The sequence below is a fragment of the Streptomyces sp. NPDC007346 genome, from assembly GCF_040703535.1.
Taxonomy (GTDB): domain Bacteria; phylum Actinomycetota; class Actinomycetes; order Streptomycetales; family Streptomycetaceae; genus Streptomyces.
Genome location: NZ_JBEYKR010000026.1, coordinates 24,343 through 39,280, shown reverse-complemented (window position 1 = coordinate 39,280; position 14,938 = coordinate 24,343). Strand labels below are relative to the sequence as shown.

Genomic DNA, 14,938 nt, shown 5'->3' with positions numbered 1-14,938 from the left:
CCCCCGAAAATCTTGAAGTGTTTCATCTGGGTTCCAGCATACTTGCCAAGGTTTCCTCGGCTTGAACTAGAGCGGGCTGAGCGTCCGGTGCATGAGGTATGGCCTATGTCCTTGCGAGGCGTGCCGACATGTCCGGCTTGGGAGGTGGGTGGTCGGTAGATTGTCCGGGGCCGAACCGCCTGGAAGATTGTTCGCGGTTTCGCCGCGTGTCCTGATCAGGGCCCGTGACGTCGTCGCCCATCCGCCCCCTATCGTCGCCCAGCCGTCCCGTATCGCCGAAGTCCGGGACCAGGCGGATGCTGTCGCCGCCGGCGTGGGCGCCCGCACCGACCAGGGCCGACTCCTCGGCAGGGTGTGCGGAGCAGCTGGTCCGCGTCGGTCTTGATGGGGGCACCGTCGACCGGGTTGTCCCCGGGAGCAGCGGTGCACGGTTGGAGCTGCGCGCGGACGGCCGGTTCGGGATGTCCGGCATTACCCGCGGTGCTCTCACGGTCTACGCGTCGAACTCTCCCCGCCAGGAGAATTCCAGTAGTGCTTCCGGCAGATAGGGAGACTCGACGTCGATCTGAATGCCCCCCACCCGGGCAAGGCAGGAGATAGCCAGAGGAGCTATGGAGACTGCGCCCTCGATGCTCTCGAGGCGGTCTGTGTCCGCCGTCCAGTACTCCTTGTGCCACCGCAGGGCGTCAGCCAGTGCCGTGTTGAAGCCTTCCGTGTCACGGCGCAGATAGCGGTAGAAGAGCATGATCGGCGGATAGAGTAGCTTGCCCATCGTTTCGGCGTCCACGATGCGCGCGGCTTCGGGAGCACTGAGATCGACCGCCCGGACAAGATGGTTGCTGACGTCGTCACGGTGGAGCCAGAAACTCTGTAGTGTCTCCACCCAGGCATATATGTACTCGTCCATCTTGCCGCCGCATTCGCGGAGGAGGGATACCGGTACACGGGCAAGCATGTCGAGACGAGCTGTCTCCCGGCAGATGACAGCCAGATGGAAAGCCGTGATCCAGGTGCCGGCGTTCACATGGAAATTCGGACCGGTCGCTGCAAGTTGACGCTCCTCCTGGCGGATCCAACAGGTGGCGGACTCGTCGTCCGTCGCTGCGGCGGCGAAAACTGCTGAATGGACCTGCATGGCCAACAGCCAGGACTCCCAGGTCTCCAGCTTTACGGCCGTAGGGTCCAAAATGCACCTGATACGTGCGACGTTCAGTGAGGTGCGGAGTGCCGATGCCCTTGCCTTGTCAGAGGTCTCGATCGCCTTCAGCGAATCGTTCAAAGACCCTTCCATCACGCCGACCACCGCGGACATCGCGGCGACCGGGTACTCCGGACGCGGCACACTCGTGACCACAGACGGCCTCCTCAGCAGACGTCGAAATGCTCGATGACCGCTCGGCGCGCCTTGGCTACTGGCAGCCTTCACCGTCGCGTACCCCAAGGCTCGGCGGAGGGGGCGCGCTATTTTCTGCTCATGGGGGAGCGGAACGCCGGTCCCCCCGAGACCCAGGATCTCGATGATCGGTGCACGGTCGATCTCATTGTGCCCGAAGTCGTACAGACTGAGATGAGTGGTCGGCCAGAGCCTGGTCAGCCGTTCCGGCGACGGCGTCCCGCGTGCCTGCCGCGTGGCGATGGAGTACCTGTCTGCCCTGGAACGGTGCAGGCTCGAATCGGCGCACCTGGCGGGTGCGACGAGATCCTGCCGAACCTGGCGACGATCGCTATCGGTCCGAACGTCCCGGACGACATGTGGCCGAGCAGGACGCCACGATCATGGTCCTGTACGGGAGACGGATCTTCCGCACCAAGGAGTGGGACGATGAATGGCCCGAGGTGATGTGAATGTGTGTACACGAAACTGGAGACGGCATCGTGCGAGTGGAGCGCCACAGGGTTGGCGATGCTGCGGTATCCGAGGCCCGTGCCGCCTTTCCACGCCACATCGGTGCGCGGGTGCGGACCATGTCCAAGGCAGATCGGATGACGAACCGCGAGTGGTGGGAGCTGTCCGAGGAATTCCTCAGATACCTGGGCGCGTTGTCGGTGGAATATCCCGGGATGGAAACTCAGGAAGCGAAGTTCGTCCTCGACAACGCGGCCGAGGCCGCCGCCGGTGCCGTGTCGTACGCCGCCTATTACCCGTACGAGTCCTTCAGCATTTTTCTGAACTACGCAAACTTCGGGATGAGTTACGAAGCCGGGGCGTCCGGTAAGCGAGAGCACATCGGCGCGGACGAATGGCTCGGCGCCTTTTGCCTGATGGTCCTCACCGGAGCCACTGAACGGCACCGCGAAGCCTTGGACTTTGCTCGGCAGCCACCGCAGGCCGACCAGGCGGGCTGTCCCACTGCGGAGCTCATCAACGGCCTGATGGCGTACGTTCTCGGTGACCTGGGGGATGGCGACGCGGACTATCCGCTCTCTACCGAACAGAAGCTCGCCGCGATTGACGCCGCTGTGGTTCGTGTCCACGCCTCAGCTGACGAAACGGGGCGGAGCCGGCCGGCCCGTGGAGACTTCACCGCGCTCCTTGCCGTACGGGCCCTGGCCGCCGGCAACCGGGCACGCTTCGAGGAGGCCTTGACGGCGCTGCTGCTCCGGCACCGGGAGACCTCGCAGGGAGTTGGGCAGCCCGGCTCGCTGCGAGGTCTCCCGCTTGCCCTGGCCGCACTCGCCTGTCGCCGTGAGGGCTGGCTGCCGGCTGTCGACACCGACTACCTCCCGCACGCGTTGGTCACCGGGTTCGCGGCTCCGGAGCCGTCGGGGTCGCTGCCCGGAGTTGTGAGCCGCGCCGAGATGATCGCTGACCTTGCTTCCGGAGTAGTCCTGAACGAACGGCCCGAAGGGCAGAGATAGTTTGGGACTACCCCCCCGCGGGTGGGATCAGGTGGGGAATTCGCCGATCCAGGTGCGCTGGAGGAGGTGTTTGGGGAGGTAGTCGGATTCGATGTCGAGAGGGAAATCTGCGTCGTAGGCGAGGCAGGCGATGGCGAGGGGGCCGAGGGCGATGCTGCCGTCGATGTCTTCGGCGCGGTCCTCGGCCAGGGTCCAGTACGTCTTGTGGAGTTTGAGAGCGTCGACGAGGGCGGGGGTGAACCCGTCTCGGTCGTTGCGGACGTAATGGTAGAAGAGGTTGATCGGCGGGTAGAGCACGGCCTGGAGGAGGTCTTGTGGTGCGATGCGTGCCACGGTGGGGTCGGAGGCTTCGATCGTGGCGATGAGCTTGTCCGCGAGGTCCGGTCGCCGGAGCCACCAGCTCTGAAGGGTGTCCACCCAGTGGTAGATGTATTCGTCGTAGGAGCCCTCCGGTGAGCGCAGCCGCTCCAGTGGGATCTCGCTGAGCTGCGTCATACGGTCCTGGTCACGGCAGATGACGGCCAGCCAGAAGGCGGAGAGCCAAGTGCCGGCGTCAGCAGCGGACATCGGTCCGGTCGCCGGGATGGTCCGCAGCTTTCGGTTGATCCTGCATTCGACGGCCTCCTCTCCCGAACTTAGCAGAGCGAAGATCGCCGACCCCAGTTGCATCGAATTGACTGTCGATTCCCATGTCTCCACCGCTGCCGCCCGGGGGTCGGCCACGCAATGGGCCCGCATGGCCAAGTTGGCAGTGCTGAACGCATAATCGATCATTTCTGCGGAGTCTTCGAGCCTATCGATGCGTCGGGCGACGCGCTCACTCAACCGTTCCGCGAACTGCTCGGCACCGGCTCCGGGTGATAGCTCGTGGCGGGTGATGACCTCGTTCACGGAAGGGTCTCCTCGATGAATGCGGCCGCCTCGATGTCAGTGAGGCGGACGTGGTCGATGTCGTTGTGCCCCAGGCCGTACAGCCTGAGGTACTCGGTGGGTTCCCAGCACAGGTTGCAGGGGAACGACTCGTTGTGCGTCCGGCCGTCGTCGTCGACGCATCGCTGGACGATGCTGCGTGGACTGTGCCGGGATAGCCGTCGCTGATCTTCGCGAAGTACGTCATCTCGCCCTCGGCGTCCTTGAGTTGCGCCCCGTGCTCAATCCCATTTTCGGATCTGACCAGGACGTCCAGATCAAGTTTTGCTTCCGACAGTTTCAATTCGAATTCGAGATTGTCCATATTTTTGCCTGTAGTTCAGTTGCGTGCTCCAATGCTTGGTGACCGGCGGGTACCATGCCGTTCTGCTTTACCTGGAATATGAGGTCTTTGTATCCAGGAAGGCTGGCGAACCTACCGCTTGCGATGTGTTCGGCAACAGCTGCCCCGTACGGTGGCTCTCGAGTTGGGCCAACATACGTGCCTGGTCCACCGGGGGACCGTCGCTCCGGTCAGCGCAGCAGAGACCTCTGCTTCCTGTTCCTGTGCCATTTTGCCACTCGGCTGCTGGGCGATCCGGTCGCCCGTCACATGTGCGGGACCTTGATCCTCAACATTCGGCCCGTCCGCGGGCGTGCCACCGCTCGAAGCTCTGTCCCCTCCGGTTGCCCAGGGTGATCGGACCCACGGGGTGGTCCGATCACCTGTGACTGTCCTGGTGCGGCGAGCCGAGGGGCTCGCTGCCAGCGGGACTGTCGTGGCGGCTGATGTGCGAGATCGTCAGCATGGCCGCCAAGAGACGGCGGGGCCATGCCCTCGGGTAGGCGGACCATGCCGTCGCCGAGGTCGACCGCTCCGGCGGGGATGTCCATGCCGTCGGGAAGCTTGACCGCGCCCTTCGGGACCTCGAACGCGCCGTCCGGGATCGCCGCGCCCTCGGGAAGGTGCAGTGTGCCGTCGGCCAGCTTGAACCTGCCGTCCGGGAGCGTGACCGTTCCCGGAGGGAGGGCGGGGATCTCGATGTTGCGCATGCCCTTGAGGCCGGCCATCACATCGCTGATCTTCGCCAGGCCCGCGCCCGCGCCCTTGAAGAGGTACGTCATCGGGTCGATGCCCCGGCCTGCCTTGCCTGCGAAGGAGAGGGCCTTTGCCGCGAGCGCGGCCTTGCCGCCGCCCGCGACAGCGCCGCCGGTGCCGCCGGTGAAGACGGTGGTCACCACGTTGAAGGTGACCGCGCCCGCCGCGCGTGCGGGGTTCTCGCTCCACTGGTCCCAGGCCAGCAGCGCCTTGCCGGTCTCCTTCATCGCGGTGCGCGAGTCCCGCAGCCAGGAGGGGAGCTTGTCCTCGGGTGTCAGCCAGAACGCCCCTGCCAGAGGGGTGCTGGAGATCAGGATGCCCGTACCCAGCTTGGCCAGGCCCGTCCAGGCCTGCTTCATGGCATCCCAGCCGTCGGTGCCGACCAGGGTGCCCAGGCCCTTGATCGTGCCCCTGCGTGTACTGCCCAGAGCGGCCGCCACCTGGCCCGTCGCCGCCTATGACAACGGCGCCTGTCCCGGTGCAAACCGGGCCGTGCAGCGGTGTACTCGCCGCCATACCTGGCACCGCCGCGGCTATCCGGCACCCACATGCTGCACTTTTTCCAGCGGGTGGCAGGGTCTGCGAGGGCAGTTCGCTCAGTTCTTGTGCGCCATTTCTCGCAGCGAGGCCAAGCCAACGGTGCTGGGCCTGGTCTGATCCAGTGGACCAGTCAACTCGGCTAGCGCTTCGGTCGGGGAAAGGCCTCGATCATGTGCGGAACGCAGACGCTCCAGCCACATCAGGCCCGCCTCGTACGACTCATCATCCGAGACGTTTCGAGGTTCGAAGCTTGCCGCCCCCTCTGCATCGGAGGCCCAGAGATAGCCGAGTACCCCACGTGGTCCGAGCACGGGAACGTGAAGGACTGGGCCCTGTGCCGAACGCTTGTATCCGATGCGCCCGAATCCGGGAGCGTGCGTGAACTTGCCGTAGCGATAGGGTACTTCGAAACTGGACCATACGTCGGACGCTGTTCCGTCCCCCTCCAGGTAGTTGCCGACCCCGGATTCGGTCGGCCTGGCGAAGTAAGTTGGCTCATCGGGGTCGATCTCTGAGTGAAGCGCTTCGGACAGGCTGTGGAGAGCTGCGGACAGCCTTCCGGCGTTCGCTGCATGGATTTCCGCTTGTGCTTGGCCCTTTAGGTCATATGGCATCCATGCATCGGAGAAGGTCACGAGCTCGGTGCTCACGTAAGCGAGAACTGCTGAAGCCCCGACCAGGAACAACCGCTCCTCGCGAGTGGCACGATCACCAGTGATGACGACGCCGATACCTTCCGCGTCCGCGTGCACTGCCCCGATCTCACCTGGGCTGAGTGCGGCTTCAATTTGTTGGGCCAGCTGGTCTGCAACGTACGAGGTGGGAGTTGCCGCGTCCGGTTCAAGGTGCCCTTCGAAGAGGTGACTGTTCGACTTGCCGGCTTCGTGGACAGATACAGAGATCCTTGGGGTACCAACTACGAGTCGATAATTCGCCAAGACAGACCAGGCAGCCATCAGGTCATGGAGGCATGCGATGATCTTGTGTTCAGGTGCGACGTCCCGCCCCCATGTCCAGCGCGCAACGGGAGTACTGGAAATCACAGTGCTGCCTCCGGCATGAACATACCGCCGGGCGGGATGGTGAGAACCCCGTCTTCCACGCGGATGATGAACTGAATTTGGGTCTCACCGTACACGTCGGCGAGGCGTTGCTGTGTTCGAAGGGACACGTGATCGGCCAATGTTCCCTTCGTGTCGATTACGAAAGTTTTGAAATCTGCGCCGGATTTGTCCAGCTGCTTCATGTTGGCGAATATTTTGCCGACGACTTTCTTGGGGTTCTGAATGTCCTTGAACTGATAGCCGTGAATATTTCCGCTGCTATCTCGAGCCATGACGTCCGGGTCGGTCAGTTCCCCAAGAGCTCGTAACACGATCATGATCGGGCTGTCTTGAGGCGTCTGTAGCAGATGAGGCTGCAGGCGAGGGAGATGAAGGCGTTGTGGAGTTCGGTGCGTCGTTCCCAGCGGACGGCAAGGCGTTTGAAGTGGTGGAGGAGGGCGAAGGTCTGCTCGACGACGTAGCGGAGCTTGCCGATGCCCTTGATGTTCGGTGATCCCTTGCGGGAGATGACGGGCAGGATCCGCCGGCGACGAAGCTCGTCGCGGTTGGGGTTGGAGTCGTAGCCCTTGTCGCCGAGCAGGGCTTCAGGTCTGCGGCGGGGCCGGCCCGGGCGGCCGGCGACGGGCGGGATGCCGTCGACCAGGGCGAGGGTCTGGGTGACGTCGTTGACGTTCGCCGCAGTCGTGATGACCTTGAGCGGGGTGCCACGTCCGTCGCAGATCAGGTGGTGTTTGCTGCCCGTCTTCCGCCGGTCGACCGGCGACGGACCGGTGTCGGCACCCCCCTTTTCGCGCGGATGTGGGAACCATCCACACACGCACGTGACCAGTCGAGCTCGCCGGCCGCGTTCAGCTCCGAGAGCAGAATTTGGTGCAGCCGCTCGAAGACACCGGCCTTCTGCCACCGGTCCAGCCGCCGCCAGCATGTCTGCCCCGAGCCGAACCCCAGCTCCAACGGCAGGAGTTGCCAGGCTATGTCGTTGTAGAGGACGAACAGGATCCCCTGGAGACACAGCCGGTCCGGCACCGGCCGCGGTCCCGGCGACCGCTCCGGCCACGGAGGCAACAACGGGGCGATCAACGCCCACAACTCATCGTCCACGATCCACGGTCGAGTACCCACACCCTCACGAACGGCCGAATCATCACACCGGTCACGGCCTACCAGGGCGATTCAGCAAGATCGTGTTACGAGCTCCAAGGGCTGTCCCGCAAAGACCCCTCACAGCTCCGGGAACGGCAGGGTGTCGTCCATCACCTGCAACAACTTCCGAGCAGGTGTCGCTTCCTCTGGCCGTACGGAGGAGGCGACGCCCTCGATGACTGACCGGCCTGCGCACACGGCTGTCCTTGAGGCCGTCTCCCAGCCGGTTTGCTGCCGGTAGCTCGCATCGTGCTTGCGGTCCTGGGTCGTCGCAGCGGCGGAGTGCCACTGGTCGGTCCGGTAGATGCTTCCCAGCAGGTCTAGCAATTCGGCCTTGCAAGCCACATGCGGGGACCCGGCCAGTTCGAGAAGGAACGGGACCGTGGGAGCTGTCGCCTCACCGACAACGAACCCCAGCGCGCAGATGGCATCGCCCAGGTCATCAATGGCGATGCGGGCCGTGTCCTCGTCCCCGTATGCGATCCGGGACAGCAGAGGGGGGATACCGCAGGCTGCGGCGCCCGTCGCGTCGCGCAGTTCTCCCCAGCGGACCCCGGAGAGACTCCTCAACAGACTTCCCACGCCCTGCTCCTCATCAGATCCCCGTGCCGGCCCCGGCGGTGCCTTGAACATGGTGCAGCTGTGGGTGAGGCCCTGGCCAGGCGACCTGTGACCGGGTGGTGCAACAGGCCACCGGCTGGCGCCATGATCTTGCTGTGACTGGAGTGATCACGGCGTCGGCCTCGTCCTGGATAGCCCCGTTCACCGGGCTGAGCCCGCGCTGCTTCGGCAAGCTGGTGACCGCGCTGCGCCGCGAGGGAGCCGACGAGGTGCGGCGGGGCCGGCCGTGGGGGCTGCCGCTGGAGGACCGGGTGCTGCTGGTCACGGCGTACTGGCGCACCAACTTGACTCTGCGCCAGCTTGCCCCGCTCTTCGGGGTATCGAAGTCCGCGGCCGACCGCGTCATCAGAGACATCGGCCCCCTACTCGCGCTCCGGCCGCGCAAGCGGTTCCACAGGAACACTGTGCTCATCGTGGACGGCACCCTGGTGCCCACCCGGGACCACACGGTGGCGGAGCAGTCCAAGAACTATCGGTACTCGACGAATCACCAGGTCGTGATCGACGCCGACACCCGCCTGGTGGTCGTGGTCGGTCGGCCGCTCGCCGGGAACCGCAACGACTGCAAGGCGTGGGAGGAATCTGGCGCCAAGGCCGCCGTCGGCAGGACCATGACGATCGCCGACGGCGGCTACCCGGGCACCGGACTTGTCATGTCTCACCGTCGGCGACAGGGCGAAGAGCTGCCCGAGTGGAAGGAGACGCACAACAAGTCCCACAAGCAGGTCCGTGCCCGCGTTGAGCACGTCTTCGCCCGGATGAAGACCTGGAAGATCCTCCGCGACTGCCGCCTCAAAGGCGACGGCGTCCACCACGCCATGCTCGGCATCGCCCGGATGCACAACCTCACACTCGCCGGATAGACGAGCGGCGCACGACGGCCGGCCATGCCCGAGGCGACCCGGAGATCATTTGCGGTACAGCCCTCAGTCCTGACACCCGGCTTGATCTCTACGTTGCCCTTGACCTCGAACGAAATATCCTGAACGCCGCCCTCGTGGAGTCTGTTGGCCAGGCGGATCTGTTCGATTCCGCAGGACATCTTGTCGGTATGGCTGTGAGTGGGCCGTACACCTCAAGGGGCCCGTTCCTCCGGCCCGTTCCTCGCACCCGGCCGCTATTCCTGCCGCAGTGCGAACCACAACTCCGTACGTACGTCCATGTCGTGGAGGTCCATGCCCAGCAACACCGCGCACCGCCCGATGCGTTGGCGGACGGTGTTGCGGTGGACGGACAGCGCCACCGCCGTACGGTCCCAGCTGCCGTGGAGGGAGAGCCAGCAGCGCAGGGTGTCGGTGAGGGGCGGAGTGAGCGGGGCCAGGAGGGTGCGGGCGTGGGCGGCGGCCCGGTCGGGTGGGATCAGGGCGGCCAGGCCGGTGATGGGGGTGTCCACCGTGAGCGGGGTGCGGGTCGCCTCCGCGTGGGCCAGGGCGCGGGCCGCCCGCAGGTCGGCGGGGCCGAGGGCGGAGAGCGGGGCGGGGGCGGAGACGCCGAGCGTCCAGCCCGGTTGCGGGGGGATGGCGGGGGTGTGCGGGGTCGGGTGCTCCTCGTCGGTCGCCCGATCCCGGATCGGCCCGGGGCCGGCCTGATCCCGGGGCTCCCGGGTCGCCTCGCCGCCGCCCACCTGCGGAGCCGCTTCCCTGTCGGCCGCCGGGATCAGGACCCGTACCGTGTCGTCGTTCTCCCGGCCCGCGTCCACCAGCGCCGAGCCCAGCGACGCCCCGAGCGCCCCTGCCGTCAGGGCGTCCGCCGTCGTGCCGTCCGTGCGGCGGGCGTGCACCACGGTCCAGGGCCCGCCCCCGCCCAGCAGCGGGGCCACCTCCTCTGGCGTGGCGCCGAGCAGCAGCCGTACCAGTGCCGCCGAGCGGTCCGCCGCGTCCGCGCCCTGGTGCGGGGCGGCCAGGAGGGAGAGCAGGACCACCGCGATCCCCGCCACCGTGTGGTCGCCCGGCTCCCGCTGCCGGGTCGCCAGGGCCAGGGCGAGGCCCTCGCCGCCGCCGAGCGCGTACGCCGCCAGGTGCGTGCCGTCGTGGGTGTCGGTGGCCGATGCCGGGGAGCCGGGGCGTTCGCGGGCCACCACGCGGGCCAGGCGCGCCAGCGCTGCCGCCGTCTCCGGGGGCGGGCGGCGGCCCGCCGCGTGGACCTCCTCGCCCCGCGCCGTCAGCAGCACCGCCCGGCCGCTCAGCTGCGCCGCGAGCTGGTGCAGCACCGCCGGTACGGGGTCGGGGCGCGCCGCCGCCGTCGCCAGCGCCTGCTGGGACCGGGTCACCCGGCGCAGTTCCCGGTGGCGGGCCTGAGCCATCAGCCGCCACACCGCCCGCGCGATCGTCGTGAACGGGGTTTGCGGCGGCACCTCCAGCAGCGGCAGCCCGTACCGGTCGCACGTCTCGATCAGCGCCTCCGGGACGCTCTCGTGCACCGGCCGCACCCCGAACCCCAGCGCCGCCGCCCCCGCCTGCACCAGCCGCGCCACGTAGTGGTCCGGGTCCGTGAGCAGCACCCCGGCGCTCAGCAGCAGCTCACCGCCGAGAAGGTACGGGTAGGGGTCCGCCATCTCCGACGTGTGCACCCAGAGCAGGTCGGCGTCGGGCGGGCCGGCGATCCGGCGCAGACCCAGCTCCTCGAGGGCCAGCAGCGACGCGAGCCGGATCGGCGGGGCCGGAGGGGGTGGAGAAGGCGGAGAAGGTGGAGAGGGCGGAAAGTCGGTGGGGGGTGGGGACTCCGTCATGGATGGTTCATCCATTCAGTGGGCTGACAGTGGAGGAAACGTACACTTCATCGTCGCCCCTCGGGGGCCTACCGTCTTCCTCGCGTCCGCATCCGCGTCCGCGCCCGTAACCGTGTATGCGACCGGGGCCACGTCCGCATCCGCGTCTGCCGGACGTGGCGGAGTACCCCGCACACTGGACACCGTACGAAACCCGAAGGAAAGGCACGCCACCCCATGAGCAGCACCGACTCGCCGCGCGGCCCCGTCGACTCCTCCCGCGTCCCGCGGTACGCCGGGCCCGCGACGTTCGCCCGGCTGCCCCGGCTCGACGAGGTCGGCCGGGCCGATGTCGCCGTCGTCGGCGTGCCCTTCGACAGCGGGGTCTCCTACCGGCCCGGCGCCCGCTTCGGCGGCAACGCCATCCGTGAGGCCTCCCGGCTGCTGCGCCCGTACAACCCGGCCCAGGACGCCTCCCCGTTCGCCCTCGCGCAGGTCGCGGACGCCGGGGACATCGCGGCGAACCCCTTCAACATCAACGAGGCCGTCGAGACCGTCGAGGCCGCCGCCGACGACCTGCTGAACACCGGCGCACGCCTCATGACCCTCGGCGGCGACCACACCATCGCCCTGCCGCTGCTGCGCTCCGTCGCCAAGAAGCACGGGCCTGTCGCCCTGCTCCACTTCGACGCGCACCTGGACACCTGGGACACCTACTTCGGCGCCGAGTACACCCACGGCACCCCCTTCCGCCGGGCCGTCGAGGAAGGCATCCTCGACACCTCCGCCCTCTCCCACGTCGGCACCCGCGGCCCGCTCTACGGCAAGCAGGACCTGACCGACGACGAGAAGATGGGCTTCGGCATCGTCACCTCCGCCGACGTCATGCGGCGCGGCGTCGACGAGATCGCCGACCAGCTCCGCCGGCGCATCGGCGACCGGCCCCTCTACATCTCCATCGACATCGACGTCCTGGACCCGGCGCACGCCCCCGGCACCGGCACCCCCGAGGCCGGCGGCCTCACCTCCCGCGAGCTGCTGGAGATCCTGCGCGGCCTGGCCTCCTGCCACCTGGTCTCCGCCGACCTGGTCGAGGTGGCGCCCGCCTACGACCACGCCGAGATCACCTCCGTGGCCGCCTCCCACACCGCGTACGAGCTGACGACGATCATGTCCCGGCAGATCGCCGCGGAGCGGGACGCCAAGGGCGCCGGGGACGCCAAGTGAGCCACGACCACGACGACCGGCCGCAGCTCACCGCCGCCCAGGCCGCCGCCGTACTGACCCCGCCGCCCGGCCGCATCGGCGGTGACCTCGTCGTCGAGTCCCTCCAGGGGCTCGGCGCGACCACCGTCTTCGGCCTGCCCGGCCAGCACGCGCTGGGCGTGTTCGACGCGCTGCGCCGCTCCTCCCTCCGTTACGTCGGGCTCCGCGTCGAGAACAACGCGGGCTTCGCCGCCGACGCGTACGGCCGGATCACCGGCGAGGTGGCGCCCCTGCTGCTCTCCACCGGGCCCGGCGCGCTCACCTCGCTCGCCGCGCTCCAGGAGGCGGCCGCCGCCTCCGCGCCGGTCCTCGCGATCTCCAGCCAGGTCCCCACGGCGGGGCTCGGCGGCGGGCGCCACGGCTATCTGCACGAGCTGCGCGACCAGCAGGCCTCCGTCCGCGACATCGTCAAGTCCGTGCACACCGTGCGTTCCGCCTCGCAGATCCCGTCCGCCATCGCCGCCGCCTGGGAGTCCGCGCTGACCGCCCCGCACGGGCCGGTCTGGGTGGAGATCCCGCAGGACGTACTGGCGGCCCGGACGACCCTGCCGGTCGTCAGCGCCATGGACGCCACCCCGCGCGAGCTCTACCCGCGCCCCGAGCTGACGATCGCCGCGGCCCACCTGCTGGCCCATGCCGAGCGGCCGGTGATCATCGCGGGCGGGGGAGTCGTACGGTCCGACGCCTCCGGCAAGCTGCGCGCGCTGGCCGAGAGGATCAGCGCCCCCGTCGTCACCACCTTCGGCGGCAAGGGCGCCTTCCCCTGGGAGCACCCGCTCTCGCTGCGCTCCTGGCTGGAGGACCGGCACACCACCGACTTCCTGGAGGACGCGGACGTCCTGCTGGTCGTCGGCTCGGGGCTCGGCGAACTCTCCTCGAACTACCACACCTTCCGCCCGCGCGGCCGGGTCATCCAGATCGAGGCGGACGCCGGGAAGCTGGAGTCCAACCACCCCGCCCTCGGCATCCACTCCGACGCCCGCGAGGCGCTGGCCGACCTGCTGGAGGCCGTGGAGCGGCGCGAGGACGCGGGTGCGGCCGAGCGGGTGCGTACGGTGCTGGAGAAGGTACGGGTCCGGATCGACGCCCAGGAACTCACCCTGGAGCAGCAGGTCCTCGCCGCCGTCCGCCAGGCGCTGCCCGACGCCTCGCCCAGCTTCTGGGACATGACGATCCTGGCCTACTGGGCCTGGTCCGCGTTCGACGCGCGGCGCCCCAACACCATGCACTCCGCCCAGGGCGCGGGTGGCCTCGGCTACGCCTTCCCGGCGGCCGTCGGGGCTGCCGTCGCCGACCCGACGACCCCGGTGCTGGCGGTCTCCGGCGACGGCGGGGCGATGTACTCCATCGCGGAGCTGGCCACCGCGCGTCAGTACGATCTGCCGCTGACGTGGCTGATCGTCGACGACGGGGGCTACGGCATCCTGCGCGAGTACATGACGGGCACCTTCGGCGAGGCTTCAGCCACCGAGGCCAGCGGGGCCAGAGGGGCCAGCGGGGCCGCCGAGGCCACCGGCGGTACCGGGGCTGCCGGCGCGGGCGGGCCCCTCGACGTCACCGGGGCCACGGACGCCTCCAGGGCCACCGAGGCCACCGAGCTGTCCCGCCCGGACTTCGTCGCCCTCGCCGAGTCCTTCGGCGTACCGGCCGTCCGTACGACCCCGGAGTCTCTCGCCGCCGACCTGGGCAAGGCCCTGGCGGCCCCGGGGCCCTCGGTCGTGGTGCTCCCGGCGCTGCTGCGGATGTTCGAGCCGACGCACCTGTAGGCCGCGCGGCTGCGGATCCCGGGTCCCGCAGACCCGGGCCCCGCAGACCGGGGTCCCGCAGACCGGGGTCCCGCAGACCGGGGTCCCGCAGACCGGGTCCCGCAGACCCGGATCCCTCAGCCCGTGGCCGCCGCCCTCTCCGTGCCCGCGTCCGCCTCCGCCTCCGCTTCGGCGGCGGACGCGGGTTCCGTGGAGGGCGGCTCCGCGCCGATCTCCGCGTGGGCGGGGTCGTGGGGGATGAAGGAGACCCGGACCACGTCCTCCGCGTCGGGCCGCAGGCTGAAATCCGCGTCCATCGCGCGGGCGAGCCGGACCAGCAGAGGCACGGTGGGCATGGAGCCGCCGAGCTCAAGCTTCGAGACCTGCGGCTGGGTCATGTTCGCGCGTCGCGCCAGCTCGGTCTGGGCCAGCCCCAGTGCCGTACGGCGGTCGTAGACCGCCTGCCCGAGATCCCAGGCCAGATCGAGCTCCCGGCGCCGCCGCACACGCTCCGCGCTCTCGGCGCTGTCATCGCCCTCCGAGATGCTCTGGGCGACCTTCCGGTCCCGGGCAAGCTTCCACTGTGCGTGACTCACCATGTGGCTCTTCCTTTCCAGACGTCGCGTCTAGACATCGCGGATGAATGTGTCGTGGGCGGGCTCGTGCTCCAGTGTGGTCGCGCTCCGTGCCAGCCTGCCCGCCGCGTGGGCCGCCCGTTCGTAGTCACTCGCCGACAGGTTCGTCAGCCACAGTCGGACCTCCGGCTCGATCTCGATGATGAAGGGTTCTTTCATATGGAGGAGCGTATATATCCAGCAGTGTATGGCGGTGCGAGGCGGGTGGGGAAGTCCGCCGGACGAGTGACGGGAGCGTGGTTCGTTGACCCGGCTCTCCGGGGCGACCCGCGGCCGGCCTCCGGCCGTCCCTCCCTCGCCTCCCTTTGTTGCGGAGGGATGAAATCCGCCCCCCGCCGTGTTGGTGCCTT

At 68.3% G+C, this 14,938-nt stretch carries 13 protein-coding genes and 1 pseudogene; 4 read left to right on the top strand and 10 right to left on the bottom strand.

Translation table 11 applies throughout. The annotated features are described in order from the left end of the window. Nucleotides 1-493 precede the first annotated feature (493 nt). Nucleotides 494-1,354, bottom strand: a complete 861-nt coding sequence (locus tag AB0917_RS10555; protein WP_366819124.1) for an immunity 49 family protein — start codon at nucleotides 1,352-1,354, stop codon at nucleotides 494-496. Between the two features lie 611 nt (nucleotides 1,355-1,965). Between AB0917_RS10555 and AB0917_RS10550 the strand changes: the two genes are divergently transcribed. After that, a complete protein-coding gene (locus tag AB0917_RS10550) occupies nucleotides 1,966-2,859 on the top strand; it encodes an Imm49 family immunity protein (RefSeq protein WP_366819123.1) in 894 nt (297 codons plus the stop codon). Nucleotides 2,860-2,886: 27 nt separating this feature from the next. Here AB0917_RS10550 and AB0917_RS10545 read toward each other — a convergent pair whose 3' ends face one another. The 6 genes and pseudogenes from AB0917_RS10545 to AB0917_RS10520 form a co-directional block, all read right to left on the bottom strand. Further along, nucleotides 2,887-3,750: an immunity 49 family protein gene (locus AB0917_RS10545; RefSeq protein WP_366819122.1), complete on the bottom strand. Its 864-nt coding sequence runs from the start codon at nucleotides 3,748-3,750 to the stop codon at nucleotides 2,887-2,889. A gap of 840 nt (nucleotides 3,751-4,590) precedes the next feature. Continuing rightward, nucleotides 4,591-5,277: pseudogene (locus AB0917_RS10540) on the bottom strand (hypothetical protein); the annotation flags it as partial. A gap of 186 nt (nucleotides 5,278-5,463) precedes the next feature. Next, a complete protein-coding gene (locus AB0917_RS10535) occupies nucleotides 5,464-6,450 on the bottom strand; it encodes a hypothetical protein (RefSeq protein ID WP_366819121.1) in 987 nt (328 codons plus the stop codon). Beyond that, a complete protein-coding gene (locus tag AB0917_RS10530) occupies nucleotides 6,447-6,788 on the bottom strand; it encodes a hypothetical protein (RefSeq protein ID WP_366819120.1) in 342 nt (113 codons plus the stop codon). Before AB0917_RS10530 ends, AB0917_RS10535 begins: the two co-directional genes overlap by 4 nt. Beyond that, a protein-coding gene (locus AB0917_RS10525) for an IS5 family transposase (protein WP_366819119.1) occupies nucleotides 6,785-7,593 on the bottom strand; the annotation gives its coding sequence in 2 pieces (ribosomal slippage) (nucleotides 6,785-7,273 and nucleotides 7,276-7,593; 807 coding nt in all). The genes AB0917_RS10530 and AB0917_RS10525 overlap by 4 nt, the downstream gene beginning before the upstream one ends. 99 nt (nucleotides 7,594-7,692) lie before the next feature. After that, nucleotides 7,693-8,196, bottom strand: coding sequence for a hypothetical protein (locus tag AB0917_RS10520; protein ID WP_366819118.1), 504 nt, complete (start codon nucleotides 8,194-8,196; stop codon nucleotides 7,693-7,695). Between the two features lie 134 nt (nucleotides 8,197-8,330). Here AB0917_RS10520 and AB0917_RS10515 point away from each other — a divergent pair, with 134 nt between their 5' ends. Next, the gene (locus AB0917_RS10515; RefSeq protein ID WP_366819117.1) at nucleotides 8,331-9,098 is read left to right on the top strand and encodes a transposase; all 768 of its coding nucleotides are present in this window, start codon (nucleotides 8,331-8,333) and stop codon (nucleotides 9,096-9,098) included. 254 nt (nucleotides 9,099-9,352) lie between these two features. Here the strand turns inward: AB0917_RS10515 and AB0917_RS10510 are convergent, their stop codons facing one another. Next, nucleotides 9,353-10,963 (bottom strand): PucR family transcriptional regulator, encoded by a 1,611-nt coding sequence (locus tag AB0917_RS10510; RefSeq protein ID WP_366819116.1) that lies wholly within the window; start codon nucleotides 10,961-10,963, stop codon nucleotides 9,353-9,355. Between the two features lie 216 nt (nucleotides 10,964-11,179). On the opposite strand from AB0917_RS10510, the gene speB reads away from it, so the two are divergent. Together speB and AB0917_RS10500 are read left to right on the top strand one after the other, a co-directional pair. Further along, complete coding sequence (gene speB / locus AB0917_RS10505) at nucleotides 11,180-12,169, top strand: agmatinase (protein WP_366819115.1); 990 nt, start codon at nucleotides 11,180-11,182, stop codon at nucleotides 12,167-12,169. Then, nucleotides 12,166-13,974, top strand: a complete 1,809-nt coding sequence (locus AB0917_RS10500) for a thiamine pyrophosphate-binding protein (protein WP_366819114.1) — start codon at nucleotides 12,166-12,168, stop codon at nucleotides 13,972-13,974. The genes speB and AB0917_RS10500 overlap by 4 nt, the downstream gene beginning before the upstream one ends. Before the next feature lie 116 nt (nucleotides 13,975-14,090). Here AB0917_RS10500 and AB0917_RS10495 read toward each other — a convergent pair whose 3' ends face one another. Beyond that, nucleotides 14,091-14,552, bottom strand: coding sequence for a helix-turn-helix transcriptional regulator (locus AB0917_RS10495; RefSeq protein ID WP_366819113.1), 462 nt, complete (start codon nucleotides 14,550-14,552; stop codon nucleotides 14,091-14,093). A 27-nt stretch (nucleotides 14,553-14,579) separates the two neighbouring features. Beyond that, nucleotides 14,580-14,747: a hypothetical protein gene (locus AB0917_RS10490; RefSeq protein ID WP_366819112.1), complete on the bottom strand. Its 168-nt coding sequence runs from the start codon at nucleotides 14,745-14,747 to the stop codon at nucleotides 14,580-14,582. Nucleotides 14,748-14,938 lie beyond the last annotated feature (191 nt).